The sequence below is a fragment of the Citricoccus sp. NPDC079358 genome (genome assembly GCF_040702545.1).
Taxonomy (GTDB): Bacteria; Actinomycetota; Actinomycetes; order Actinomycetales; family Micrococcaceae; genus Citricoccus.
The window spans coordinates 140055-164704 of record NZ_JBFBLI010000003.1; the positions used below are offsets into that span (position 1 = coordinate 140055).

General features: G+C 70.1%; 23 protein-coding genes. 21 read left to right on the forward strand and 2 right to left on the reverse strand.

Translation table 11 applies throughout. The features are described from left to right. Nucleotides 1-642: a hypothetical protein gene (locus tag AB0333_RS05335; RefSeq protein ID WP_366217673.1), complete on the reverse strand. Its 642-nt coding sequence runs from the start codon at nt 640-642 to the stop codon at nt 1-3. Between the two features lie 143 nt (nt 643-785). Continuing rightward, nucleotides 786-1367 (reverse strand): inorganic diphosphatase, encoded by a 582-nt coding sequence (locus AB0333_RS05340; RefSeq protein ID WP_366217674.1) that lies wholly within the window; start codon nt 1365-1367, stop codon nt 786-788. A 120-nt stretch (nt 1368-1487) separates the two neighbouring features. Here AB0333_RS05340 and dacB point away from each other — a divergent pair, with 120 nt between their 5' ends. The 21 genes from dacB (at nt 1488) to AB0333_RS05445 (ending at nt 24583) form a co-directional block, all read left to right on the forward strand. Next, entirely contained in the window at nt 1488-3173 is a 1686-nt protein-coding gene (gene dacB / locus AB0333_RS05345) for a D-alanyl-D-alanine carboxypeptidase/D-alanyl-D-alanine-endopeptidase (protein WP_366217675.1), read from the forward strand. 84 nt (nt 3174-3257) lie between these two features. Further along, nucleotides 3258-3743: a DNA-binding protein gene (locus tag AB0333_RS05350; RefSeq protein WP_366217676.1), complete on the forward strand. Its 486-nt coding sequence runs from the start codon at nt 3258-3260 to the stop codon at nt 3741-3743. A gap of 139 nt (nt 3744-3882) precedes the next feature. Then, on the forward strand, nt 3883-5055 hold the full coding sequence (locus AB0333_RS05355; protein ID WP_366217677.1) for a zinc-dependent metalloprotease: 1173 nt from the start codon (nt 3883-3885) through the stop codon (nt 5053-5055). Next, nucleotides 5025-6257 (forward strand): tRNA lysidine(34) synthetase TilS, encoded by a 1233-nt coding sequence (tilS, locus tag AB0333_RS05360; RefSeq protein WP_366217678.1) that lies wholly within the window; start codon nt 5025-5027, stop codon nt 6255-6257. The genes AB0333_RS05355 and tilS overlap by 31 nt, the downstream gene beginning before the upstream one ends. Before the next feature lie 36 nt (nt 6258-6293). Then, on the forward strand, nt 6294-6845 hold the full coding sequence (gene hpt / locus AB0333_RS05365; protein ID WP_115932510.1) for a hypoxanthine phosphoribosyltransferase: 552 nt from the start codon (nt 6294-6296) through the stop codon (nt 6843-6845). A 206-nt stretch (nt 6846-7051) separates the two neighbouring features. Further along, entirely contained in the window at nt 7052-9217 is a 2166-nt protein-coding gene (ftsH, locus tag AB0333_RS05370) for an ATP-dependent zinc metalloprotease FtsH (RefSeq protein ID WP_366217679.1), read from the forward strand. Nucleotides 9218-9309: 92 nt separating this feature from the next. Beyond that, nucleotides 9310-9918, forward strand: coding sequence for a GTP cyclohydrolase I FolE (gene folE, locus AB0333_RS05375; RefSeq protein WP_366217830.1), 609 nt, complete (start codon nt 9310-9312; stop codon nt 9916-9918). Nucleotides 9919-10003: 85 nt separating this feature from the next. Beyond that, entirely contained in the window at nt 10004-10942 is a 939-nt protein-coding gene (folP, locus tag AB0333_RS05380; RefSeq protein WP_366217680.1) for a dihydropteroate synthase, read from the forward strand. Between the two features lie 3 nt (nt 10943-10945). Beyond that, nucleotides 10946-11335 carry a dihydroneopterin aldolase gene (folB, locus tag AB0333_RS05385; protein WP_366217681.1) on the forward strand — a complete coding sequence of 130 codons (390 nt, stop codon included), beginning with the start codon at nt 10946-10948 and terminating at the stop codon, nt 11333-11335. Further along, the gene (folK, locus tag AB0333_RS05390) at nt 11332-11901 is read left to right on the forward strand and encodes a 2-amino-4-hydroxy-6-hydroxymethyldihydropteridine diphosphokinase (RefSeq protein ID WP_366217682.1); all 570 of its coding nucleotides are present in this window, start codon (nt 11332-11334) and stop codon (nt 11899-11901) included. The genes folB and folK overlap by 4 nt, the downstream gene beginning before the upstream one ends. Next, complete coding sequence (locus AB0333_RS05395; RefSeq protein ID WP_366217683.1) at nt 11898-12449, forward strand: DUF3180 domain-containing protein; 552 nt, start codon at nt 11898-11900, stop codon at nt 12447-12449. Before folK ends, AB0333_RS05395 begins: the two co-directional genes overlap by 4 nt. Then, nucleotides 12427-12951, forward strand: a complete 525-nt coding sequence (locus tag AB0333_RS05400) for a PH domain-containing protein (RefSeq protein ID WP_366217684.1) — start codon at nt 12427-12429, stop codon at nt 12949-12951. Before AB0333_RS05395 ends, AB0333_RS05400 begins: the two co-directional genes overlap by 23 nt. Beyond that, a complete protein-coding gene (locus AB0333_RS05405; protein ID WP_366217685.1) occupies nt 12948-14651 on the forward strand; it encodes a PH domain-containing protein in 1704 nt (567 codons plus the stop codon). Before AB0333_RS05400 ends, AB0333_RS05405 begins: the two co-directional genes overlap by 4 nt. Continuing rightward, complete coding sequence (locus AB0333_RS05410) at nt 14648-15565, forward strand: DUF2520 domain-containing protein (protein WP_366217686.1); 918 nt, start codon at nt 14648-14650, stop codon at nt 15563-15565. Before AB0333_RS05405 ends, AB0333_RS05410 begins: the two co-directional genes overlap by 4 nt. 179 nt (nt 15566-15744) lie before the next feature. After that, a complete protein-coding gene (gene panC / locus AB0333_RS05415) occupies nt 15745-16770 on the forward strand; it encodes a pantoate--beta-alanine ligase (RefSeq protein ID WP_366217687.1) in 1026 nt (341 codons plus the stop codon). Nucleotides 16771-16862: 92 nt separating this feature from the next. Further along, nucleotides 16863-17339, forward strand: a complete 477-nt coding sequence (locus tag AB0333_RS05420) for an SRPBCC domain-containing protein (RefSeq protein WP_366217688.1) — start codon at nt 16863-16865, stop codon at nt 17337-17339. A gap of 58 nt (nt 17340-17397) precedes the next feature. Beyond that, a complete protein-coding gene (locus AB0333_RS05425) occupies nt 17398-19485 on the forward strand; it encodes a M13-type metalloendopeptidase (RefSeq protein WP_366217689.1) in 2088 nt (695 codons plus the stop codon). A gap of 59 nt (nt 19486-19544) precedes the next feature. Continuing rightward, nucleotides 19545-21071 (forward strand): lysine--tRNA ligase, encoded by a 1527-nt coding sequence (gene lysS, locus AB0333_RS05430; RefSeq protein ID WP_366217690.1) that lies wholly within the window; start codon nt 19545-19547, stop codon nt 21069-21071. Then, the gene (locus AB0333_RS05435; RefSeq protein WP_366217691.1) at nt 21071-21277 is read left to right on the forward strand and encodes a hypothetical protein; all 207 of its coding nucleotides are present in this window, start codon (nt 21071-21073) and stop codon (nt 21275-21277) included. Before lysS ends, AB0333_RS05435 begins: the two co-directional genes overlap by 1 nt. A gap of 318 nt (nt 21278-21595) precedes the next feature. Further along, entirely contained in the window at nt 21596-21895 is a 300-nt protein-coding gene (locus AB0333_RS05440; protein WP_366217692.1) for an Lsr2 family protein, read from the forward strand. Between the two features lie 150 nt (nt 21896-22045). Further along, the gene (locus AB0333_RS05445) at nt 22046-24583 is read left to right on the forward strand and encodes an ATP-dependent Clp protease ATP-binding subunit (protein WP_366217693.1); all 2538 of its coding nucleotides are present in this window, start codon (nt 22046-22048) and stop codon (nt 24581-24583) included. The last annotated feature ends 67 nt before the right edge of the window (nt 24584-24650 follow it).

Consider the following 24650-nt stretch of genomic DNA (forward strand, 5'->3'; position numbering starts at 1 on the left):
TCAGCGGGGGAGTTCGACCGCGTCCACGAGGGAGAGCAGCCGCTCGGCCGCCGGGCGGCAGGCGTGCTCCTCGTTCCAGAAGGAGCGTTGCACCGCTTTGGAGACGGCCTGCACCGTGATCCCGAGTTCGGCGGCCACGGGCTTCTGCTGCCCCCGGACCCCCGGGACCAGCAGATCGAGGACCGACCACTCCGCGTCCGTGCGGGTCAGCACCAACTGCCCCATGAGCCGCAGCACGGCCTGCGCCTCCTCGGCCACCTCCGCATCGGGGCCGTCCACGGCCACCGGGACGCGGACCGCGGTCCTGGCCGCCTCCTCCACGGCCCGCCGCGCGTAGACCAGGCCCGGCCCGCCGACGTCGTGGATCACCTGGGTGTCCGGCATCGAACCGCCTCGCTCCGGGCCGGCCGACCCCACCGAGCCGACGCCGATGCCCACGTTCCACCGCCGCTGGCGCAGGGCGCGCATCGCCGCATCGACGGCGGACCGGGCGTCCGGCACGATGCCGATGGCCTCGTCGCCGAAGGAGCGCTGGAAGGGAACCACCGTGCCCACGGGCCGTAGCGATCGCAACAGGTCGCCGACCAGGTCCCCGACCTCCCGCGAATCACGCTGGTTGATCGTCAGGACGTAGTGAGGCATAGCCCCGATTCTGCCAGCAACCTGAGCGCCGGCCGGCAGCGCCACCGTCCTCAGGGCAACTTCTCTGCACCACGTCTTAACCACGTCGAGGGCCGTCCCACCGGTGGGGACGGCCCTCGACGTACGTCAGGACGGGGAGGTGATCAGGCGTCGCGGCCCTGCGGGGCGCCCGAGGAGACGACGGGATCGTCTTCCGCGGTCTCGACGTCGCGGCCCTGCGGCTCGTCCTCCGGGGTCTCCTCGCCATGGGCGGTGAAGCGCTCGACCGAGGCGGCGAGTTCGGCCTCGGCGGCCTCGCGGCCCTGCCAGCCCTCGGCCTTGACCCACTTGCCGGGCTCCAGGTCCTTGTAGCGGGTGAAGAAGTGCTCGATCTCCTTCTTCAGCCACTCGTCGATGTCCTCGAGCTCCTGGATGTGGTCGAAGCGCTTGTCCTCAGGAACGCACAGGAGCTTGGCGTCGCCGCCGCCGTCGTCGGTCATGTTGAACACGCCGATGGGGCGGGCCTCCACGATCACGCCGGGGACCAGGTCGAAGCCGGGCAGGAACACCATGGCGTCCAGCGGGTCGCCATCCTCGCCCAGCGTGTCCTCGAAGTACCCGTAGTGCGTGGGGTACTGCATGGACGTGAAGAGGATACGGTCCAGGCGCAGACGCCCGGACTCGTGATCGAACTCGTACTTGACGCGGGATCCCGCCGGGATCTCGATGGTGACGTCATGGCTCATGGACGGTGCTCCTTGGCGCTGCTTCTTCGGTGGGCTTCGGTGGTCACCGCGCCGGATGGCGCTGCCGGGCGCGGCGTCTAGAATCAAGGGTATCCCGCGCCCCACCAGGAAAGCCCCACCGTGACCGAACGCCCTGCTCTGCGCCGGCCCGCCCGCGCGGCCCGGCCGGCCGGCCTGACCCCGCGAGCGGCGGCCGTGGCGCGAGTGGTGACGGGGATCGCGGCGGTGTCACTGCTGAGCGGATGCACCGTCATCCCGGTCCCGGCAGCCGGCACGGGCTCGGGGGCGGTCGCCGCCACGAGCAGTGGGACCACCACCAGCACGACGCCGGCCGGCTCCTCCCAGCCCGGCCAACCTTCCAGCGCCGGCCCGTCTTCCACGACCGCTGAACCTTCCACTACCGCGGATCCTTCCGGCACCGCCGAACCGCTGGCGGCAGCCTCCGCGGCGGCCACCCTGACCGAATTCCTGGACTTCCCGGACCTGACGCCCCTGCTGGTCCCGAGCCCGGACCCGGAGGTCCTGACACCGCTGCTGGACGAGGCACTGACGGTGCAGGACGGCTCCGTCTCCGCCGCGGTCCGGGACGGGTTGACCGGGGAACTGCTCTACGACCAGGGAGCGGACACCGCCGTGGTGCCGGCCTCTGCCGTCAAGGTCCTGACCGCGGTGGCCGCCCTGGAAGTCCTGGGACCGGACCATCGGTACACCACGGCGGCCGTGGGCAGGCCCGCGGGACCGGAGGGCACCGCCGTCGTGCTGGAGGCCGGGGGAGACGTGATGCTGGGGACCGGCGTGAACGCCGATGAGGCGAACGGGCGGGCCGGGCTGGGAACGCTGGCGCTCAGGACGGCCGAGGCGCTCCAGGCCCAGGGCACCACGGGCCCGGTGTCGGTCCAGTTCGACGACTCGGGCTACGAGGGCCCCACGGCCTCGCCGGACTGGAGCAGCGACATCGTGTCCTCCGGCAACGCCTCAGCGGTTCAGCCGATGGCCACCTATGGCGGCCGGGCCGTGCCCAGCCGGGACACCGATCGCCTCCACGACCCGGCGCTGTATGCCGCCGAGGTGTTCCGGGACCAGCTGGCCGCACATGCGCAGACCCTCGGGGTGGACATCACCCTCGCCGCGGAGACGAGCCGGGTTCCGGCCGACGCGGCACCGGTTGAGTCGGCGTCGGCCGGTCCGGCCTCGCCGGACCCGACAGCGACCGGGTCGGCGTCCGCGGAACCGGAACCCGAATCTTCGGGCACCGAGCTGGCGAGCGTGCAGTCCGCGCCGCTGGCCGAGCAGATGGCGTACATGCTCCAGACCTCGGACAACCAGGTCGCCGAGGCCACCGGGCGCAACCTGGCGCTCGCCGCCGGAGCCCCGGGCAGTTTCGCGGGCGCCGCGCAGACCATCGAGGAGACCCTGGCGGGGCTCGAGGTGGACACCACGGGACTGGCCCTGGTGGATGCCTCCGGCCTGTCCGGAAAGAACCTGGTGTCCGCCTCGCAGCTGACCGGCGCCCTGCAGGTCGCGACGACGACCCCGGACCTCGAGATGGCCGCCACCGGGCTGCCCGTGGCCGGGGAGCAGGGCACGCTGGAGCAGCGCATGGTCGGCACCGAAGCCGCGGGCAACGTGCAGGCGAAGACAGGCACGCTCAGCTCGGTCGCCTCACTGACGGGCATGGTCCAGACCGAGGACGGCCGGACGCTACTGTTCAGCTTCGTGGCCAACAACCAGCCGGGCGTGCTGACCAACGCCCGCTTCGCCGTGGACCGCGGGGCCGTCGTCCTGGCCGGGTGCGGCTGCCGCTAGGGTCGGGGGCGGTTCTCCTGCGGAGGCCCTCCGAGGGTCCACCCGGCATCTTTGCCTTCGCAAACGATCGGCTAGAATGACCCCATGCCTTCGCCGGACACCGATCAGCGCCTCGCCCAGCAGCAGACCATCTATGGAATCTCCCTGGCGGAGCGCTTCGGCGTCATCATGACCGCCTACGGACTCAGCCAGCGCGCCCTGGCCCGGGTCCTGGGGCTCTCCGCGCCCATGCTCTCTCAGCTGATCAACGCGCAGCGCATCAAGATCGGCAATCCGGCCGTCTATGAACGCCTGGTCATGCTGGAGGAGCGCCAGGACGAGGCGGACCCGGCCCGGGTGCTTTCCGAGGTAGAGGCCTCGGAGCCGGTGCTCACCACTCATACCTCCCGGGCCCGTCAGGCCCGCTTCGTGACGCCCGACGCCGGCGGCCTCCCGGGTTCCGATCCCGCCACCGCCTTGGGCGGACTGGCCACGGCCGAGCAGCTCCGCGCCACCGCGCAGGCCGCCCGTGCCACCGGAGCCGCCGACCTCGCCGACGTCCTGGACCGGGCGGCCGCACTGCGCGGCTGAGCAACCCCCTCCTCTGCCATCCCCGCCTCCGCTCCGGCCTCACCCTCGCTCCGTCCTCCGCTCCGTCCTTCGCTCCGGCCGCCGCTGCCGTCGTCGTGCTGCCCTGCGCGCCAGGCCCGCCGTGTGATGGGATGGGTCCATGGAATCCGCCCCTCGTCAGACCGTCCCGTCCCCGGTGAATTGGGACCTGGCCGCCGCCACGGCGGCCCGCCTGTGTGCCGCGGGGCCGCGGTTCACCCGTCATCAGGCCGAGCGCGAGGCCACAGGCCTGCGCCGGGCCGCCGAGGTGTCCGTGGACCACGTCCACCGGATCACCCGGCTGGAGGCCGCGAAGGACCTGCGCGATTCCGAGGTGCTCGTGGTGGACCGCCCGACCTGGACGCAGGCCAATGTCCAGGCCTTCTCCACCCTGCTGGGCCCGGCCTTCGAGCACGTCCAGTCGATCCGCCCAGCCGAATATGCCCGCGCCACCGGTGGCCTCGGCACCGCCGCCACCGCCATGGAAGTCGGCGCCGTCCTGGCGTTCCTCTCCTCGAAGGTCCTCGGCCAGTACGAGCCGTTCTGTGCCCTGCCGGGACCGGACGGGACCTCCGCCGGGCCCGAGGGCGGCCGCCTGCTGCTGGTGGCACCCAACATCGCCGAGGTCAGGGTGGAGCTCAACGTGGACCCGGAGGACTTCCGCCTCTGGGTCTGCCTGCACGAGCAGACCCACCGCGTGCAGTTCGCCGCCGCCCCATGGCTGCGCGAGCACCTGCAGTCGAACATCATGGCCCTGGTCGCCGGCATGTTCGAGAAGGCCGACACTCTGCCCGAGCGCCTCTCCGCCCGCGTCCGCGCGCTGCTGCAGGGGCCGGAGGCGGACCCGGCCTCCGTGGAACGGGGCCAAGGTTCCGCTGAGTTGGGCACGGACGAGCACCCCGCCTCCATGGGTTTGCTCGAGCTGATCCAGGACCCGGAGGACAAGAAGCGGCTCGCCCAGCTCAACGCCGTGATGTCCCTGCTGGAGGGCCACGCCAACGTGGTGATGGACGCCATCGACTCCTCGGTGGTTCCCACCGTCAAGACCATCCGCCAGCGCTTCGACCACCGCGGCGCCACCCGCTCCTCCCTGGACCGGTGGATCCGCCGCATCATGGGCATGGACGCCAAGATGCGCCAGTACCGGGACGGTCAGCGCTTCGTGAAGCACGTGGTCCGGGAGCTAGGGATGGACGGCTTCAACGTGGTGTGGGAAGCGGCCGAGAACCTGCCCGGCGAGCAGGAGATCCAGCACCCCGAACAGTGGATCCAGCGCATCCGGGAGAGGGGCTGAGCCCGGCACCGGACGGCCGGGCGCCAGTCGGTCCGGAGACCTGCCCGACGCCGGCCGGCCCGGAAGCCTGGCCTCCCGCCGCCCGCTGGCCGGAGGTCCTCCACCGCGCCGTGCAGGCGGTCACGGACGCCACCCGGGGCCGCCAGATGCCGCTGGTCGGCCTCTCCGGCGGCGCGGACTCCCTCGCGCTCGCCGTGGCCACCGCGGAGGCGGTCCGCACCCGGGCCAACCCGGCGCTGGCCGGTGGTGCGGGCGCCGTCGTCGTGGATCACGGTCTCCAAGCTGGCTCCGCCGCCGTGGCAGACCGCGCCGCCGCCATCGCGCGGCGACTGGGACTCGATCCGGTGGTGATCGAGCGCGTCCAGGTCTCCACCACCGGCGCCGGGCCCGAGGCCGGGGCCCGCCAGGCCCGATACGCCGCATTCGACGTCGCTGCCCGGCGCCTGGACTCCGGCGCCGTCCTGCTGGCGCACACTCGCGATGACCAGGCCGAACAGGTCCTGCTGGGCCTCGCCCGGGGATCCGGGACCCGGTCGCTCGCGGGGATCCCGCGCCGCCGGGGACTGATCGCCCGTCCGCTGCTGGACCTGACGCGGCAGGAGACGGAGGCCATCTGCCGCTGGGCCGGCGTGCGCTGGTGGCAGGACCCGGCCAACGAGGATCCGGCCTATCTGCGCTCGCGGCTCCGCACGCGCGTGCTGCCCGCGCTCGAGGATCCGGAGGAGGGTCTGGGCCCCGGCCTGGCCGCGGCCCTGGCGCGCAGTGCGGACATCGCGGCCGAGGACGCGGCTGCCCTCGAGCAGTGGGCGTCCCGTGAGTACGGCCGGCTCGTGAGGTACCGGTCCGGGGAGGACGACTCCGGCGCCGAGAGCCGTCCGGACATCAGGGCGGACCGGGGCGCGAACCTGTCCCTGTCGCTGGAGGAGCTGGCGGTACTGCCGGACGCGATCCGGTACCGGGTCATCGGCGCCGCCGTCGTCGCGGCGGGTGGCGGACGGCCCAGCCGGGAACGCGTGCTGGCCGTGGACCGGCTGGTCGCCGGCCGGGCCGAGGGGGGGACCTCGGCCGGGCCGGTCCAGTTGGCGGGCGGCGTGGTCTCCCGCCGTCGTCGTACCGGTGGGTATGCGACACTGGACTTCGACGCCGGAGCGGTACGGGAGTCCCCCGCGGACCCCCCAGATCCCCCGGCGCCGTCCCGGTAGCGAAAACCACAGAAACCCGCAGCAGGAGCAGCCCGCATGGAAGCACAGGACGTGCACGGCGACCTGGATCATGTGCTCATGACCACAGAGCAGATCCAGGACACCATCAAGGATCTGGCAGCCCAGATCGACCGCGACTACGAGGGCAAGGACGTGCTCTTGGTGGCGGTGCTCAAGGGGGCGGTGATGGTCATGGCCGACCTCTCCCGCGCACTGCACTCGCACGTCACCCTCGACTTCATGGCCGTCTCCTCCTACGGCTCGGGGACCCAGTCCTCCGGTGTGGTGCGGATCCTCAAGGATTTGGACGCCGATCTCATGGGTCGCCACGTGCTCATCGTCGAGGACATCATCGACTCCGGCCTGACCCTGTCCTGGCTCAAGACCAACCTCGAGTCCCGCGGCCCCGCCTCGGTCGAGATCTGTGCCTTCCTGCGCAAGCCGGAGGCCATGAAGGTCGAGATCGACGTCAAGTACGTCGGCCAGGACATCCCCAACGAGTTCGTGGTCGGCTACGGCCTGGACTTCGACGAGAAGTACCGCAACCTGGACTTCATCGGGACCCTCGCCCCGCACGTCTACTCCTGACGCCGTTCCCCGCCGGCGCCCGCAGCCATTCCACCGCCCGCGAACGGCGGACTCCCAGTACCCGGCCGTAGACTGTCCCCCGGTACCGTGGACGGGTACGGCTGTGCCCGGTGCCGTGGGCTCCGTTCCCCACAGGGTCAACCGCACAGTGCCGTACCGGGTGGGCGCGCCGTGCCCACCGGAGCAGGTCAAGGTCAGGAGAGTTGTTGAAAGCCAAGAAGGTCTTCAAGGGCCCGATCATCTGGATCGTTTTGGCCGCCGTGTTCCTGATGCTGATCATCCCCGCGCTGACGCAGGGGTCCTCCGCCCGGGTGGACACCAACGTGGGCCTGGTCCTGCTCGAGGAGGACCGGGCCGCCCAGGCCAAGATCCAGGACGGTGAGCAGCGCGTCGATCTGACGCTGCGCGAGTCCTACTCCCAGGACGGCCGTGACCTCGGCAAGGACGTCTACTTCTACTACTCGACGGCCCGCGCGGACAACGTGGTCGAGGCCATCGACGCCTCCGGTCTGGACGGCTTCACGGACGAGCCTGTGCAGAACAACTGGTTGCTGTCCATGCTGGGCTTCCTCATCCCGTTCCTCCTCATCGGCCTGGTCTTCTGGTTCCTGATGTCCCGCATGCAGGGCGGCGGCGGCAAGGTCATGCAGTTCGGCAAGTCCAAGGCGAAACTGATCACCAAGGACATGCCGCAGGTGACCTTCGCGGACGTGGCCGGCGCCGAGGAGGCCGTGGAGGAACTCCACGAGATCAAGGAATTCCTCGCCGAGCCCGCCAAGTTCCAGGCCGTCGGCGCCAAGATTCCCAAGGGCGTGCTGCTGTACGGTCCGCCCGGGACCGGCAAGACCCTGCTCGCCAAGGCCGTGGCCGGCGAGGCCGGGGTGCCGTTCTACTCGATCTCCGGCTCCGACTTCGTCGAGATGTTCGTCGGCGTCGGCGCCTCCCGCGTGCGTGACCTGTTCGAGCAGGCCAAGAACAACTCCCCGGCCATCATCTTCGTGGACGAGATCGACGCCGTCGGCCGCCACCGCGGCGCCGGCGTGGGCGGCGGCAACGACGAACGCGAGCAGACCCTGAACCAGCTGCTCGTGGAGATGGACGGCTTCGACGCCACCACCAACGTCATTCTCATCGCGGCCACCAACCGGCCCGATGTCCTGGACCCCGCCCTGCTGCGCCCGGGCCGCTTCGACCGGCAGATCCCCGTGGAGGCCCCGGACATGGAGGGCCGCCACCAGATCCTCTCGGTCCACGCCCAGGGCAAGCCCATGGCCCCCGGGGTGGACCTGCGGGGCCTGGCCAAGCGGACCCCCGGCTTCACCGGCGCAGACCTGGCCAACGTCCTCAATGAGGCCGCCCTGCTCACCGCCCGCTCCAACGCGCAGCTCATCGACGACCGCGCCCTGGACGAGGCCGTCGACCGGGTCATGGCCGGACCGCAGAAGCGCTCGCGCCTGATGAAGGAGCACGAGCGTAAGGTCACCGCCTATCACGAGGGCGGCCACGCCCTGGTGGCGGCGGGACTGCGCAACTCGGCACCCGTCACGAAGATCACGATCCTGCCGCGCGGACGCGCCCTCGGCTACACGATGGTCGTCCCGGAGGAGGACAAGTACTCCGTCACCCGCAACGAGCTCCTCGACCAGCTCGCCTACGCCATGGGCGGCCGCGTGGCCGAGGAGATCATCTTCCACGATCCGTCCACCGGTGCCTCGAACGACATCTCCAAGGCCACGGACACGGCCCGCAAGATGGTCCTCGAGTACGGCATGAGTGAGCGCGTGGGCGCCGTGAAACTCGGCTCCGGCAGCGGCGAGCCCTTCATGGGCCGGGACATGAGCAGCGGCCGCGAATACTCCGAGGAGGTCGCTGGCCTGGTGGACACCGAGGTGCGCCAGCTCCTGGACCAGGCCCACGACGAGGCGTACTGGATCATCAACGAGAACCGGGAGATCCTGGACCGGCTCGCCTACGAGCTGCTGGCCAAGGAGACCCTCAACCAGGCCCAGATCGCCGAGATCTTCTCCGAGATCCGCCAGCGCGAGCCCCGCACCGTGTGGCTCTCCAGCGAGGACCGGCCGGTCTCCGACCAGCCGCCCATCCTGTCCCCGGCCGAGCGCCGGGCCCTGGCGGAGAAGGCGGGATCGAACGGCCAGGGCGGAGGTGCCGGTCACGGAGGTTCTGCCGGTCCTGGCGGTCACTCCGATCCGGCACAGGAGCCTGCCGTGGACCCCGAGTCCTCCTCGGATTCGCTGAATCCCACGCTGGACCCGACCCCCGGGAGCCAGTTGCCCGGGGAGCCCGACGGCGGGACCGGCCGACCCGGAGGACCCGCCGGTCCCACGGACCTGCCGCGCGCCGACCAGACCTGACCGGGCCGGCACCGGCCACCGACCGGTGGCCCCGCCGCCGCACCGGTTCACCCACCGATAGGATCGGAATCGTGGAGCAGACACAGAACACCCTGAGGGACGTAGACGTGGACGACGAGGCTGAGCTGGCCCCGGCCGGCGTGGACCGTCCGCGCATCGAGGCCGCCGTGCGCGAGATCCTTGAGGCGATCGGCGAGGATCCGGACCGGGAGGGTCTCCAGGACACCCCGAAGCGCGTGGCCAAGGCCTACGACGAGTTCTTCGCCGGCGTGAGGCAGGATCCCGGGGACATCCTGGGGACCACCTTTGACATCGCGCATGAGGAACTCGTGCTGGTGAAGGACATCCCCTTCTACTCCACGTGCGAACACCACCTGGTGCCCTTCCACGGCACCGCTCACATCGGCTACATCCCCTCCCCGGAGGGGCTGGTCACCGGGCTGAGCAAACTGGCCCGGCTGGTGGAGGTCTTCGCCCGGCGTCCCCAGGTACAGGAGCGGTTGACCACGCAGATCGTGGAGGCCCTCATGACCCACCTGACCCCCCGCGGGGCCATCGTGGTGATCGAGGCCGAGCACATGTGCATGTCCATGCGCGGAGTACGCAAGCCCGGCGCCAAGACCGTGACCTCGGCCGTCCGCGGTCAGCTCCGCGACTCTTCCACCCGTTCCGAGGCGATGAGCCTGATCCTGCACGGTTGAGCTCGGCCCCACCGCCCCACCGCCTGCATCACTGACCTGCCGCGCGCCGTCGGCGCCACCGGCCACCGCGATGAAAGGACCACCGATGGACTCGATGGCAGCACAGACCGGAACCGGGCCCAACACGGGCCCCCTCTCGGTGGTCCGCAAGGTTCGCCGCCGCACCCTCCGCGATCTGCCGGCCAACCGCACCCTGATCATGGGCGTCGTGAACGTCACCCACAACTCCTTCTCGGACGGTGGGCAGTACCTCGCCGCGGACGCCGCCATCGAGCAGGGGCTGCGCCTGCACTACGCCGGTGCGGACATCATCGACGTGGGTGGGGAGTCCACCCGCCCGGGGGCGGAGACCATCGACCCGGTCACCGAGCAGAACCGCATCCTGCCCGTCGTCGAGGCCCTCGTGAAGGCTGGCGCCGTGGTGTCCGTGGACACCATGCACACCGTCACCGCCGAGGCAGCCCTCCAGATCGGGGACGTCATCATCAACGACGTCTCCGGGTTGAATTACGAGCCCGAGATGCCCGAACTGATCGCCCGCACGGGGGCGACGTACATCCTCATGCACAACCGCGGGGACTCCAAGACCATGGACTCCCTCGCGGACTACGGGGACGTGGTCGAGGACGTCGTCCGGGAACTGACCGATTTGAAGGATGCGTTCCTCGCGGCCGGCGTGCAACCCGAGCAGCTGATCATGGACCCGGGCCTGGGCTTCGCGAAGGCCGGCGCCCAGAATTGGGAGCTGCTGAAGGGCCTGGACCGCCTGCAGTCCCTCGGATTCCCGGTCCTCGTGGCCGCCTCCCGCAAGCGCTTCCTCGGCACCCTGCTCGCCAACGAGGCCGGTGCCGAACCGGTTCCTGCGGACCGCGACCACGCCACCGCAGCCGTGTCCGCACTGTCCGCCCTGCACCGGGTGTGGGGAGTGCGTGTCCATGAGATCGAGCCCAGCCTCCACGCGGTCAAGGTCGCCCAGGCCTGGCTGGACCCGGCAGCCATCAGCCCCCGCCGTCAGGGGGCCTGAACCGTGGTCGACAGCACCGGCGGTGGCCCGTCCGACCGCATCACCCTCACCGGGCTCACCGCCCGGGGTTTCCACGGGGTCTTCGCCGAGGAGAAACGGGACGGACAGGACTTCACCACGGACGTGGTGGTGCACCTGGACGCGGCACCGGCCGCCGCCGGTGACGACCTGGCCCGCACCGTCAACTACGCCCAGGTCGCCGAGACGGTGCTCGGCGTGATCACGGGGGAGTCCCTCGACCTCATCGAGACCGTCGCCGACCGCATCGCCCGGACGCTCCTCGCCGAACAGCCCGTGGCCACCGCTGTCGAGGTGACCGTGCACAAACCGCACGCCCCCATCGAGGCGGACTTCGCCGACGTCGCGGTCACGGTCTTCCGGAGCCGGACGTGACCTCGCCCGCCGACGGGACCTGGCCTCACGGGCCGGACCTCGACCGCGCCCCGTCCGCCCCGGTCCCGGCGGTGCTGGCACTCGGCGCGAACCTGGGAGAGGCGGCCGCGACCCTCGCGGCAGCGGTCCGCGAACTCGCCGAGATCCCGGGGATCGAGCTGACCGGGGTGTCCCCGGTGGCGGTCACCCGGCCGGTGGGTGGCCCCCCGGGCCAGCCCGACTACCTGAACCTCGTGCTGACCCTCATGACGGATCTGTCCCCGCGTGCGCTGCTCGCCGCCGGCCAGCAGATCGAGCGCACGCACCACCGCACCCGCGAGGTGCGCTGGGGGCCGCGCACCCTGGACATCGACGTGATCACCTACGCGGACTTCACCTCGGACGATCCCGAACTCACCCTTCCGCACCCTCGCGCCCATCTGCGCGCGTTCGTGCTCGCCCCGTGGTCCTGGGCGGACCCCCAGGCCACCCTCGGCGGTGCGCGCGTCGCGGACCTGGCCGCACAGGCGGACGACGCCGGCTCGGTGCGGCGGCTGCCCACCGGCACCGAGGGGCCGGCCTCGTGAGCGGCATCCGTCCCCTGTGGCTGCTGCTGATCCTGCTCGTCTCCGGTGGTCTGGGCTGGGTGGCCGCGCTGCTCACGGCCGAGGCGGGCGTGGTCGCACCGGTGCTGGTGCGTTCTTCCACGATCACCCTCGGGTCCGTCGCCCTGCTGGTGCTGGTGCTCGGCATCCGCGTCCAGCGGGACAAGAAGCGCCCGCCCGCAGCCCGGATGAACCCGCTCGTCGCCACTCGGACCCTGGCCCTGGCGCAGGCCGGCGCCTACGCGGGATCGCTGATCGCCGGCTGGCACGGGGGCGTCCTCGTCTACCTGACCTCGGCCACCGGCTTCGGCACCCCCACCGTGAACGACGCCCTGTTGATGGTGGTCGGGGGACTGGTTCTGGTTATCGTGGGGTACATCGTGGAGCAATTCTGTCGCCTACCTCCGGAAGACGGGGCGGACGGCACCACAGACGCAAACGGCCGGAAGGGCGAGGGGCGCCGGGGACAGTCCGGACCCGCCTACGGCGCGGAGGGGGAAGGCGGATATGCCCGAACGGACAACGCATGATGTGGCTGGCCTCGAACAGGTGGAGTGGACCCCGGTATCCCCGAAGCTGGTTCCAGCCCATCTCCTCTCCACGGGCCTCACCACGGTGATCATCACCGCGGTCCTGGCCGTCCCGCTGGTCCTGATGCTGGTGGACCTCTGGCCCGCCTATCCAGCCTGGCTGGCCTGGGGGCTGCCGGGGGTCGTACTCGTCTGGGGCCTCGTGGACCTGGTCCTCGTCCCCCGCCGGGTGCGCGCCATGGGCTACGCCGAGCGTGAGGACGACTTCGTGTTCAAGTCCGGGCTCTGGTTCCGCCGCGTGCTGGCCGTCCCCTACGGCCGCCTCCAGTACCTCGACATCAAGGAGGGTCCCGTGCAGCGGCGCTTCGGCATCCGCTCCCTGGAACTGCAGACCGCCTCCGCGGCCACCAACGCCACCATCGAGGGTATCCCGGCCGAGGACAGTGAACGGCTCCGCGACCAGCTCATGGCCCGCGGACAGGCACGTCTGGCCGGACTGTGACGGCGCCGCGGGATCCGGAGGAGACGGCAGGCGTCCGGCCGGCCGCATCGCCTCAGCCGGCACCCGGCGCGGGCCGTCCGGAGGCGGCCGACGGCGCCTGGCACCGGGTCCATCCCATCAGTCCCTGGGTGCGTGGCTGGGTGGTCCTCGTGGCCATGCTCTTCGTCGCCACCCAGTCCTTCGGGGAGGACCTGGTCCGGACGCTGGTCGGCCAGGGCGAGTTCCAGGCCGCCGAAGGACTGTGGATCACCCTGGCCATCTACGGTGCCGTGTTCGTGGTCATGGTGATCATCTACTACTTCTCCTGGCGTTTCACGAAGTACCAGCTCGCCGAGGAACAGGTCCTGCTGGACACCGGCGTGATCTTCCGGCAGCACCGGCGCGTGCGTTATGACCGCGTGCAGGCCGTGGACATCCGTCAGCCCCTGCTGGCGCGCACCTTCGGGCTCGCGGAACTGAAGTTCGAGGCGGCGGATGGCGGCAGCACGGCCATGCAGCTGGCCTTCATCAAGGAGGACGAGGCCCGCATCCTCCGCGCTGAGATCATGGGCCGCGCCGCCGGCATCCGCGCCGGGGCGGACCCCGAGGAGGTCGCACAGCGTGGCGCGGCGGCGGCGGCCGAGCCGGCGGGCCAGGGTGAGGGCGAGGACCACGGCGATCACCGCGGTGACGGCCCACGTCCGGGGCCGGGCGAGGGCCAGCGCCCGGCGACGGTCCCGCAGCACTCCCTCCCGGAGGCACCCGAGCACATCATGCTCAAGGTCCCCGTGGGCCGGATGATCGGGTCGGTGCTGTTGTCCACGGCGATGATCGTGATGATCTCGATCGTCGTCGTTTTGGTGCTGGGCGCCTGGATCCTGGACCTGACCGTCCCGCAGGACGGTGAGGACAGCTGGTGGCTGATCCTGCTGTTCGTCCTGCTGCCCTTCGTGTTCTCCCTGGTCGGCGTCGCGTGGGGCGGTTTCAACAAGGGCTACAACTTCACCGTGGCCACCTCGCCCGACGGGCTGCGCCTGCGGTACGGCCTGCTCGAGACCTCCCAGCAGACCGTGCCGCCGGGCCGTGTCCAGGCGGTGCGCATCAGCCAGGGCCTGCTCTGGCGGGCCTTCGGCTGGTACAGGATGAGCGTCAACGTGGCCGGCTACGGTGCCGTGACCGAGGGCAGCGGCGCCGACAAGTCCACCGTGCTGCCCGTCGGGACGATCGAGGACGTCCTGCGCGTGCTCTCCGTGGTGGCACCGGACCCGGGCGTGGAGGACGCGCCGGAGGTCATCCGTGCGGGGATCACCGGCAGCGGTGACGGGCAGGGCTTCACGCCGTCCCCGCGGCGCGTCCGGTGGCTGGACCCGCTGACCTGGAAGCGCAACGCCTACCGGTCCACGGACACCATGGTCCTGCTGCGCTCGGGCCGGCTGGAGCGCCACCTGGTGCTCATGCCGCACGAGCGGATCCAGTCCATCGGCCTGCACCAGGGCCCCCTCGAACGCCGACTGCGCGTGGCCACCCTGCGGTTCCACTCCACCGCGGGCCCCGTGGTGCCGATGCTGCCGCACGCGGAGGTGGACGTCGCCGTCCGGCTGTTCCACGAGGAGGCGGACATCGCCGCCGTCTCCCGACGCATGCGGGACCGCAATCAGTGGATGCGCCAGGAGGAGCTGGCCCGCTTCGAGCAGCGCACGCAGCAGGTGATCGAACAGTGAGCACCCAGCCCTGGGCCGCTGGGCCGCAGAACCGGCCGGGCCGGCTGGGCGTCGGCGTCATCGGGGCCGGCAAGGTCGGTGCCGTGCTGGGGGCCGCTCTGCGCAACGCCGGCCATGCCGTGACTGGCGTGCACGCCGTCTCCGAGGCCTCTCGCAGCCGGGCGGAGTCCCTGCTGCCCGAGGTGCCGGTGCTCGAGATCCCGGAGATCCTGCGCCGCTCCGAGATGGTGCTGCTGGCGGTCCCCGACGACGTCCTGCCGGACCTGGTCTCCGGACTCGCCGAGGCCGGTCACTTTCAGACCGGGCACCTCGTGGTCCACACCTCGGGGGCGCACGGTGTCTCCGTGCTGGACCCCGTGCGGGCCTCGGGGGCGATCCCGCTTGCGATCCACCCCGTCATGTCCTTCACCGGCCTGACCCTGGACCTGGCCCGGCTGCAGGACTGCATGTTCGGGGTCACCGCGGATCCGATCGTGCTGCCGGTGGCCCAGGCCCTCGTGGTGGAGATGGGCGGAGAACCGGCCGTCATCGCCGAGGCGGACCGCGGAACCTACCACGCGGCGCTGGCGCACGCCTCGAACCACCTCGTCACCCTGACCGCGCAGGCCGCGCAGGTCCTGGCCTCGATCGGGGTGGAGCAGACCGACCGGATGCTCTCCCCGCTGCTGAACGCCTCCCTCGAGAACGCCCTCGCCAACGGGGACGGGGCCCTCACCGGGCCGGTGGCCCGTGGTGACGTGGGCACGGTGCGCCGGCACCTGCAGGTGCTCGCCGCCGAGGGGATCCCGGCCGACGTCGGGCAGGCCTACCGGGCTATGGCCACGGCGACCGCACAGCGCGCCCTGGCCCGCGGCGCGTTGTCCGAGGCGAGGGTGGCGGAACTGCTGGACCTGTTGGACCAGTCACCCCGGTGACCCCGCGCGGCTCGGGACCGGACCGGAGCCCCGGGCCGGAAACTCGGCCCGCACCCTCGGCCCGGAACATCGGGCCGGGGCATCGAGTCGGGAGTTGTGGTGGCGATGGAGGGCCTATCGCCACGCCACCTGACGACTCGACGGGCGGCACCCCGCCGGAACCTCCGTAGACTCGCACCGTGACCCCGCTCGACCGCGTTCCCGACCGCACCCCCGTCCCCGCCGGCACCGGCCTGACCCTGGAGGACACGGCCCGCCGGCCGGCCCCGGGCAGTGGTCACCTGCCTGCCGTGCACACCACCCGGGCGTCATTCACGGCCGCGCTCGCGGAGAGGGTGCGGGCCGCCGTCGACGCCGGGGTGCCGGAGCCCACCGTGGGGCTGATCCCGACCATGGGAGCGCTGCACGGCGGCCATGCGGCCCTGGTCCGGCAGGCCCGCGAAGAGAACGACCTCGTCATCGCCTCCGTGTTCGTCAATCCCCTGCAGTTCGGTGATCCATCCGACCTGGAGAACTACCCGCGCACCCTCGAGGCGGACCGGACGATCCTGGGTGCCGAGGGCTGCGAACTGGTCTTCGCCCCGGACCTGGACGAGATGTACCCCGGCTACCCGGACGCACCCATGGTCACCGTCACCGCAGGCCACATGGGTGAGGTCCTCGAAGGAGCCGCCCGGCCGGGGCATTTCGACGGCGTCTGCACCGTCGTCGCGAAGCTCTGGCACGCCGCGATGCCACCGGCTCCGGCCCGGCTGCGCAGCTACTTCGGCCAGAAGGACGCCCAGCAGCTGGCGGTGCTGCGCCGGATGCGGGCGGACCTGGACTTCGACCTCGAGATCTGCCCCGTCCCGCTGGTCCGCTCACCGGAGGGTCTGGCGCTCTCCAGCCGGAACACCCGGCTGTCGCCGGCAGGGCTGGAGGCCGCCCTGGTGCTGCACCGCGCCCTGGAATCCCTGCGCCAAGCCGCCGACGCCGGCCGTCCCGTCGACCTCGAGGCGGCCCGTGCACTGGTCCGGGCCGAGCCCCTGGCGGTCCTGGACTATCTGGAGATCGTGGACCACTCGACCTTGGAACCCCTGGGCGCCGAGCAGCTCGCCGCCCCGCTGACACAGGAGGCGCTGGCCCTGGTGGCCGCCACCGTCGAATCGGTCCGGCTCATCGACAACATGATCCTGCCGGCCACCGGGCGTGAGCCCGGGCTGTAGCCGGGATGCAGGGGGCTCACCGGTGCTCCGTCTGACCGGCCGGAGCGCCACCGCCCTTGAAAGTCGGGGGCCGGACGTGTTTAGGGTGCAGCATGACGATGAACGAGACCGCACACGGCGAGAAGAAGCAGACCGTCACCCGAACCATCGAGGCCCCGGCCAAGGACATCTTCCAGATCCTGACCCTGCCGGCCCGGCATCAGGAATTCGACGGCTCCGACATGGTGCGCGCCGATGAGAAGTCCCAGCGCATCCAGCAGGTCGGTGACACGTTCGTGATGAACATGCACGCCGCATCCCAGGGCGGCGACTACCAGCGTGAGAACCACGTGGTGGCCTATGACGAGAACAAGCTGGTGGGCTGGAAGCCGGGCCCCGTCGGCGGGGAGCCGGGCGGCTGGCAGTGGGTGTACCAGCTGGAGCCGGTGGACCAGGACACCACGGAGGTCTCCCTGACCTACGACTGGTCCCACGTGACCGACCAGGAGCTGCTGGCCAAGAACATCTTCCCCGCCATCAGCTCCGACCAGATGGACCAGTCCCTGGCCCGGCTGCAGTCGCTCGTCTGAGTCGGGGCCCTTCGCCGCTAGGATCGGTGGACATGCCCGGCCCTTCCTAGGAGCATCCGTGACTGAAACCACCCCATCCCGGCAGCCCAGCGCCCGCGAGGACCTCTACCGGCACGTCAACGGCGCCTGGCTGCAGTCCAACTCGATCCCCGCGGACCAGGGCGCCTACGGGGCGTTCATGGAGTTGCGCGATGCCTCGGAGCTGGCCGTGCGGCATATCGCCGAGGACGCGGCCGCGCACTTCTGGTCCGGCCCGGGTGCGGGGCGTGAGTCCGGTTCGTTCACCGCGGGGCCGGACGACGAGGGTGCGCGCCGCCGGATCGGCGCCCTCTACGCCTCCTTCATGGACGAATCAGGAGTGGAGGAGCGCGGCCTCGAACCGATCGTCGCCGACCTCGCCCAGATCGAGGGCGTCTCCACCCCGGAGGAGCTCATCCATCTCTCCGGGCAGCTGCAGCGTGCCGGCGTCAGCGGACTGATCGGCACGGGCTCCCTGAATGACGCCGGCAACCCCGAGCGCATGCTGCTGCACCTGATCCAGGACGGCCTCGGGCTGCCGGACGAGTCCTACTATCGCGAGGAGAAGTTCGCGGACCTGGTCACGGACTACCGCCAGCACGTGGACAACGTCTTCATGCTCGCCGGCATCGGCGGGGACCGCGACGAGGCCGAGCGGGACGCGGACCGGGTGGTGGACCTGGAGACCAAGATCGCCGCCGCCCACTGGGACGTCGTCAAGGTCCGTGACGCCGTGGCCCGGTACAACCTCCTGGACCGGCAGGCCCTGCTGGAGGCCTTCCCGCTGGCCGACCGCTGGCTCGAGGGCGTCGGCGCCACCGGTGGCCGCAGCGCCGAGGTCGTCGCCTGGCAGCCGGACTTCCTGGCCGCCATGCAGACGCTGCTCCTGGAGGAGGACCTGGACACGTGGAAGCGGTGGCTGCAGCTCCAGCTGCTCCGGTCCGCCGCTCCTTACCTGACCGAGGCCTTCGTCAATGAGAACTTCGAGTTCTACGGGCGCAAGATCGCCGGCACCGAGGAGGTCCGGCCCCGCTGGAAGCGCGGCGTCGCCTTCGTCAACGGTGCCGTGGGAGAAGATGTCGGCCGGCTGTATGTGGCCAAGCACTTCCCGGCCGGCCACCAGGCCGCCATGGACGGCCTCATCTCCGCCCTCATCGAGGCCTACCGCCGGTCGATCAGCACCCTCGACTGGATGGGGGAGGACACCCGCCAGAAGGCCCTGGAGAAGCTGTCCATGTTCAAGCCCATGGTCGGGTTCCCCGTGAAGTGGATCGACTACTCGTCTCTGGCGGTGGACCCGGAGAACCTCATCGCCAACGTCCGGGCCGCCCACGCCTTCGAGTTCGAGCGCGACCTCGCCAAGATCGAGACGGGGCCGGACCCGGAGGAATGGCACATGACCCCGCAGACGGTCAACGCCTACTACTCTCCGCTGGAGAACGCGATCGTGTTCCCCGCCGCCATCCTCCAGCCCCCGTTCTTCGACCCGAACCGCCTGGCGGCGGAGAACTTCGGGGCCATCGGCGCGGTCATCGGCCATGAGATCGGCCACGGCTTCGACGACCAGGGCTCCCAGTACGCCGGCGACGGCTCCCTGCAGAACTGGTGGACCGACGCCGACCGTGCGGCCTTCGAGGAACGCACCGCCCAGCTCGTCGGCCAGTACGAGGTGCTGAGCCCCGCCGAGGCCCCCGAGCACCACGTCAACGGCGAGCTCACCCTCGGCGAGAACATCGGCGACCTGGGCGGACTCGGCATCGCCTCCCAGGCGCTGGCCATCTGGCGTGAGGAAAACCCCGGTGAGGGCAGCGGGGGCGGTGCGGACGCTGACCGCGAGGCATCCGGCTCCGAAGGTCTCCCGGACACCGACGGCCCTGCCGAGCGGGCCGACGCCGACGAGGCCTCCCGCGAGCAGGACCGCGCGTTCTTCGCCTCTTGGGCCGAGTGCTGGCGCCAGCTGACCCGCGCGGAGACCGCCATCACGCGCATCACCTCGGACCCGCACTCGCCCAACGAGTTCCGCTGCAACCAGGTGGTGAAGAACCTGGACGCGTTCCACGAGGCCTACGGCACCGAACCCGGTGACGCGATGTGGCTGGACCCGGAGGACCGCGTCACCATCTGGTGAGGCGGGCGGGGCTGTAGCGGCAATTGGCGTCCCGCCGGGGGCACGTAGACTGGATGACCGTGAGCACGGACAATCCCACCAGCACCACCGACCAGCGCCAGGTGCGCCATGACAAGCGCGCCGAGATGCTGGCCGCCGGGCGCGAGGCGTACCCGGTCACCGTCGGGCGCACCCACTCCCTGCAGCAGGTCCGCGAGGCCTACCCCGACCTCGAGCCGGGCACGGAGACCGGAGACAGCGTCGGTGTTGCCGGCCGCGTGGTGTTCCTGCGGAACACCGGCAAGCTGTGCTTCGCCACCCTTCAAGAGGGAGGAGTGGGCGACGACGGCGGCGAGGGCGTCCGCCTGCAGGTCATGGTCTCCCTGGCGAACGTCGGCGAGGACTCCCTCGCGGACTGGAAGCGCCTCGTGGACCTCGGGGACCACCTGGCCGTGAGCGGCGAGGTCATCGCCTCGCGCCGCGGTGAGCTGTCCATCATGGCCGACTCCTGGCAGATGGCCTCCAAGGCCCTGCGCCCGTTGCCCGTGTTGCACGCCGAACTCAACGAGGAGACCCGCGTCCGCCAGCGCTATGCGGACCTGATCGTGCGGCCCGAGGCGCGGAAGATGGTGCACACCCGGGCGGCCATCATCCGTTCCATCCGCACCACCCTGGAAACACGGGACTACGTGGAGGTCGAGACCCCGATCCTGCAGCTCGTGCACGGCGGCGCGCACGCCCGCCCGTTCGAGACGCACCTCAATGCCTTCGGCCAGGACATGACCCTGCGCATCGCCACGGAGCTCTACCTGAAGCGGACCGTCGTGGGCGGCATCGACCGGGTCTTCGAGATCGGCCGCGTCTTCCGCAACGAGGGCGTGGACTCCACGCACTCGCCCGAGTTCACCATGCTGGAGTCCTACGAGGCCTGGGCGGACATGTACGTCATGGCGGACCGCATGAAGGAGATGATCCTGAACGCCGCCGACGCCGTGGGCGCGGGCCGTCTCATCGAGACCGCCCAGGGTGAGATCGACCTGAGTGGGGAGTGGGCCTGGATCGAGGTCTACCCCGGATTGTCCGAGGCCGTGGGCCAGGAGATCACCCCAGAGACCGCCGTCGAGGAATTGCGGTCGGTCGCCGAGAAGCACGAGGTGAGGTTCGATCCGTTCTGGGATGCAGAGAAGATGGTTCTCGAGCTGTTCGGCGAGATCGTCGAGCCGACCCTGATCAACCCGACCTTCGTCTACAACTACCCGCCTGCCGCGCAGCCGCTGGCGCGCCCGCACCGGGACCAGCCGGGGGTCATCGAGGCCTGGGACCTGATCATCGGAGGCATGGAGCGCGGCACCGCCTTCTCCGAACTGATCGACCCGGTCATCCAGCGCGAACGGCTCGTGGAGCAATCCCGGGCCTCAGCCGCCGGTGACGACGAGGCCATGCAGTTCGACGAGGACTTCCTGCGGGCCCTGGAGTACGGGGCCCCGCCCATGGGTGGCATCGGTCTCGGCATCGACCGGCTCGTCATGCTCTTCACCGGCGCCGGCATCCGGGAGACCATCCTCTTCCCGTTGCTCAAGCCTGAGACCCCCGGGGGTGGACACTGATGGCCAGTTTCTGGGAATACTTCTCCGTCCTGGCCCCCTCTGTGGGGCTCGCCCTGATCTTCTGGCTCGTCATGCGCTCGGTGTTCCGAGTGGACACCGGAGAGCGCCAGGCCAAGGCGGAACTCGAGGAACGTGAGGCGCAGGAGTGGGCCCGCCAGCGTGCAGAACCGGATTCAGCGACCGAGCGGAAAACGGATACCCGATAGAACAATGCCCTTCCGGTGCCAGGGGCGCACGAATATGTCACTCCTTGATCCGGGAATGCCCTGTCACATCGGGAGTGAAAGAAGGCGATCAGGGTCTTTGCTGCTCGAAATGATCGCGCTTTTCGAACCTGTGAGTTCGCATGGAATAACCGGCTGCAAGCCCGTCTGAGTTGAAGGTTTCTTATCCTTTCCGCAATACTCGGTATTCGGATCAAGATCAGTGGATCAGATTCCAGATTGCCGATACATTGTCCGTGAATCACTGCGGCCGATTGAACGGATGCTGGAGAGAGAAAAGCAGAACACCTAGGGGGAGTCTTGGCACAGAAAGTGGAAGTGGTCTTGGTTGACGATCTGGACGGAACACCGGCCGAAGAAACCGTTCAGTTCTCCTTGGACGGACGTCACTATGAAATCGACCTGTCGACGGAGCACGCCAAGGAATTGCGGACGACCCTGAAGGGGTACATCCGCAAGGCCCGCGCCGTGGCCCCACCGGCTCCCGCCAATGAGGCGGCGAAGATCCGTGAATGGGCCGCGGACAACGGCTACGAGGTCTCTCGCCGGGGACGGTTGCACCGCGACATCGTCGAGGCGTACCGGAACGCGAAGAAGTAGTCGGTGGCGCGGTAGGACGGTCGGCTCCGCCCCCGCCTCCGCGCTTCACCCACGGCCCTTCGGGCGGCTGTTCTCCCAGTGGCGAACAGCCGCCCGAAGTCGTCTTGCGGTGCGTAGCATCGACACCACAGTCAGCAAGGAGTGTGCCCCATGTTTGAGAGATTCACGGACCGTGCCCGGCGGGTGGTGGTGCTCGCGCAGGAAGAAGCGCGGATGCTCAACCACAGCTACATCGGTACCGAGCACATCCTGCTCGGTCTGATCCACGAAGGCGAAGGAGTGGCCGCCAAGGCCCTCGAGTCGCTCAACATCTCCCTGGGTGCCGTGCGCGAGCAGGTCCAGGAAATCATCGGCCAGGGTCAGCAGACCCCGTCCGGCCATATCCCCTTCACGCCGCGGGCGAAGAAGGTCCTGGAGCTCTCCCTGCGTGAGGCGCTCCAGCTGGGCCACAATTACATCGGCACCGAGCACATCCTGCTGGGGCTGATCCGCGAGGGCGAGGGCGTGGCCGCCCAGGTGCTGGTGAAGCTGGGCGCTGACCTGAACCGGGTCCGCCAGACCGTCATCCAGCTGCTGTCCGGCTACCAGGGCGGTGCCGGTGGCAAGGAGACCGCAGGCGCCGGCGTCTCCGCCGGCGGCCAGTCCGAGGGTGCCCCGGCCGGCTCGGTGGTCTTGGACCAGTTCGGCCGCAACCTGACCGCCGCCGCCCGTGAGGGCAAGCTGGACCCGGTCATCGGGCGTGCCCTGGAGATGGAGCGGGTCATGCAGGTGCTCTCCCGCCGCACCAAGAACAACCCCGTGCTGATCGGTGAGCCCGGCGTCGGCAAGACCGCCGTGGTCGAGGGCCTGGCCCAGGCCATCGTCCGCAACGATGTCCCGGAAACCCTGATGGACAAGCAGCTGTACACGCTGGACCTCGGTTCGCTGGTGGCCGGTTCCCGTTACCGCGGTGACTTCGAGGAGCGCCTCAAGAAGGTCCTCAAGGAGATCCGCACCCGCGGGGACATCATCCTGTTCATCGATGAGATCCACACCCTCGTGGGTGCGGGTGCCGCCGAGGGCGCCATCGACGCCGCCTCGATCCTGAAGCCGATGCTGGCCCGCGGCGAGTTGCAGACCATCGGTGCGACCACCCTGGACGAGTACCGCAAGCACATCGAGAAGGACGCCGCGCTGGAGCGCCGCTTCCAGCCGATCCAGGTCAACGAGCCGTCCGTCGAGGAGACCACCGAGATCCTCCGCGGGCTGCGTGACCGCTACGAGGCACACCACCGGGTCTCGATCACGGATGAGGCCCTGAAGTCGGCGGCCACCCTGGCTGACCGGTACGTCTCGGACCGATTCCTGCCGGACAAGGCCATCGACCTGATCGACGAGGCCGGGGCGCGGCTGCGCATCAAGCGGATGACCACGCCGCCGGAGATCAAGGAGTTCGAGGCTCGGATCGCCGAGGTCCGCGCCGAGAAGGAGGCCGCCATCGACGGCCAGGACTTCGAGGGTGCTGCCAACCTGCGCGACCAGGAGCAGAAGCTCACGGACGAGCGCAACCAGAAGGAAGAGGAATGGCGGACCTCCGTCACCGAGGGCATCGCCGAGGTGGATGACGATCTCATCGCCGAGGTGCTCTCCACCTCCACCGGCATTCCGGTCTTCAAGCTCACCGAGGAGGAGACCGACCGCCTGCGCAACATGGAGGCCGAACTCCACCAGCGGGTCATCGGCCAGAACGAGGCCATCAAGTCGCTGTCGCAGGCGATCCGCCGGACCCGCGCGGGCCTGAAGGATCCGAACCGCCCCTCCGGCTCGTTCATCTTCGCCGGGCCCACGGGCGTCGGCAAGACCGAGCTGGCCAAGGCGCTGGCCGAGTTCCTGTTCGGTGACGAGGAAGCCCTTATCACGCTGGACATGTCCGAATTCCAGGAGAAGCACACCGTCTCGCGTCTCTTCGGTGCCCCTCCCGGTTACGTGGGCTATGAGGAAGGCGGCCAGCTGACGGAGAAGGTCCGTCGGCGCCCGTTCTCCGTGGTGCTGTTCGACGAGGTGGAGAAGGCCCATGCGGACCTGTTCAACTCGCTGCTGCAGATCCTGGAGGACGGCCGTCTGACCGACTCCCAGGGCCGCGTGGTGGACTTCAAGAACACCGTGATCATCATGACCACGAACCTCGGCACCAAGGACATCTCCAAGGGCGTCATGACGGGCTTCCAGTCCGCCGCGGACACCCAGACCGGGTACGACCGGATGAAGGGCAAGGTCCAGGAGGAGCTGCGCCAGCACTTCCGGCCGGAGTTCCTCAACCGCGTCGATGACGTGATCGTCTTCCCGCAGCTGTCCAAGGGCGAGATCGTGCAGATCGTAGACCTGTTCATCGCGCGGCTGCAGAAGCGGCTGGACGAGCAGGACCTCACCATCAGCGTGTCCACCCCGGCCAAGGAGTTCCTGGCGAATCGGGGCTACGACCCGGCCATGGGTGCCCGCCCGCTGCGCCGCACCATCCAGCACCTGGTGGAGGACCAGCTCTCCGAGCGGATCCTCTTCGGGGAGATCACCCCCGGTTCCGCCATCAGCGTGGGTCTGGAAGGCGAGGCGGAGACGGCCAAGCTCACTTTCGACGTCGCCCACCAGCCCGAGGCCCTGGAAGCGGCTCCGGAACACCCGGAGATCGAGGCCTCGACCTCCGGGCCGTAGGAGTCGCCCACCACCGTCAGCCCGGAGCTGACGTGACGGCATCAGTTGCCGAGAGGACCCGCCCCTT

Bases quoted from the DNA above. Each gene is read 5' to 3' on its own strand.
- AB0333_RS05335 (WP_366217673.1), bottom strand. From the start codon at position 642: ATGCCTCACTACGTCCTGACGATCAACCAGCGTGATTCGCGGGAGGTC.
- AB0333_RS05350 (WP_366217676.1), top strand. From the start codon at position 3,258: ATGCCTTCGCCGGACACCGATCAGCGCCTCGCCCAGCAGCAGACCATC.
- folP (WP_366217680.1), top strand. From the start codon at position 10,004: ATGGACTCGATGGCAGCACAGACCGGAACCGGGCCCAACACGGGCCCC.
- AB0333_RS05400 (WP_366217684.1), top strand. From the start codon at position 12,427: ATGCCCGAACGGACAACGCATGATGTGGCTGGCCTCGAACAGGTGGAG.
- AB0333_RS05340 (WP_366217674.1), bottom strand. From the start codon at position 1,367: ATGAGCCATGACGTCACCATCGAGATCCCGGCGGGATCCCGCGTCAAG.
- AB0333_RS05355 (WP_366217677.1), top strand. From the start codon at position 3,883: ATGGAATCCGCCCCTCGTCAGACCGTCCCGTCCCCGGTGAATTGGGAC.
- AB0333_RS05435 (WP_366217691.1), top strand. From the start codon at position 21,071: ATGGCCAGTTTCTGGGAATACTTCTCCGTCCTGGCCCCCTCTGTGGGG.
- AB0333_RS05445 (WP_366217693.1), top strand. From the start codon at position 22,046: ATGTTTGAGAGATTCACGGACCGTGCCCGGCGGGTGGTGGTGCTCGCG.
- AB0333_RS05420 (WP_366217688.1), top strand. From the start codon at position 16,863: ATGACGATGAACGAGACCGCACACGGCGAGAAGAAGCAGACCGTCACC.
- hpt (WP_115932510.1), top strand. From the start codon at position 6,294: ATGGAAGCACAGGACGTGCACGGCGACCTGGATCATGTGCTCATGACC.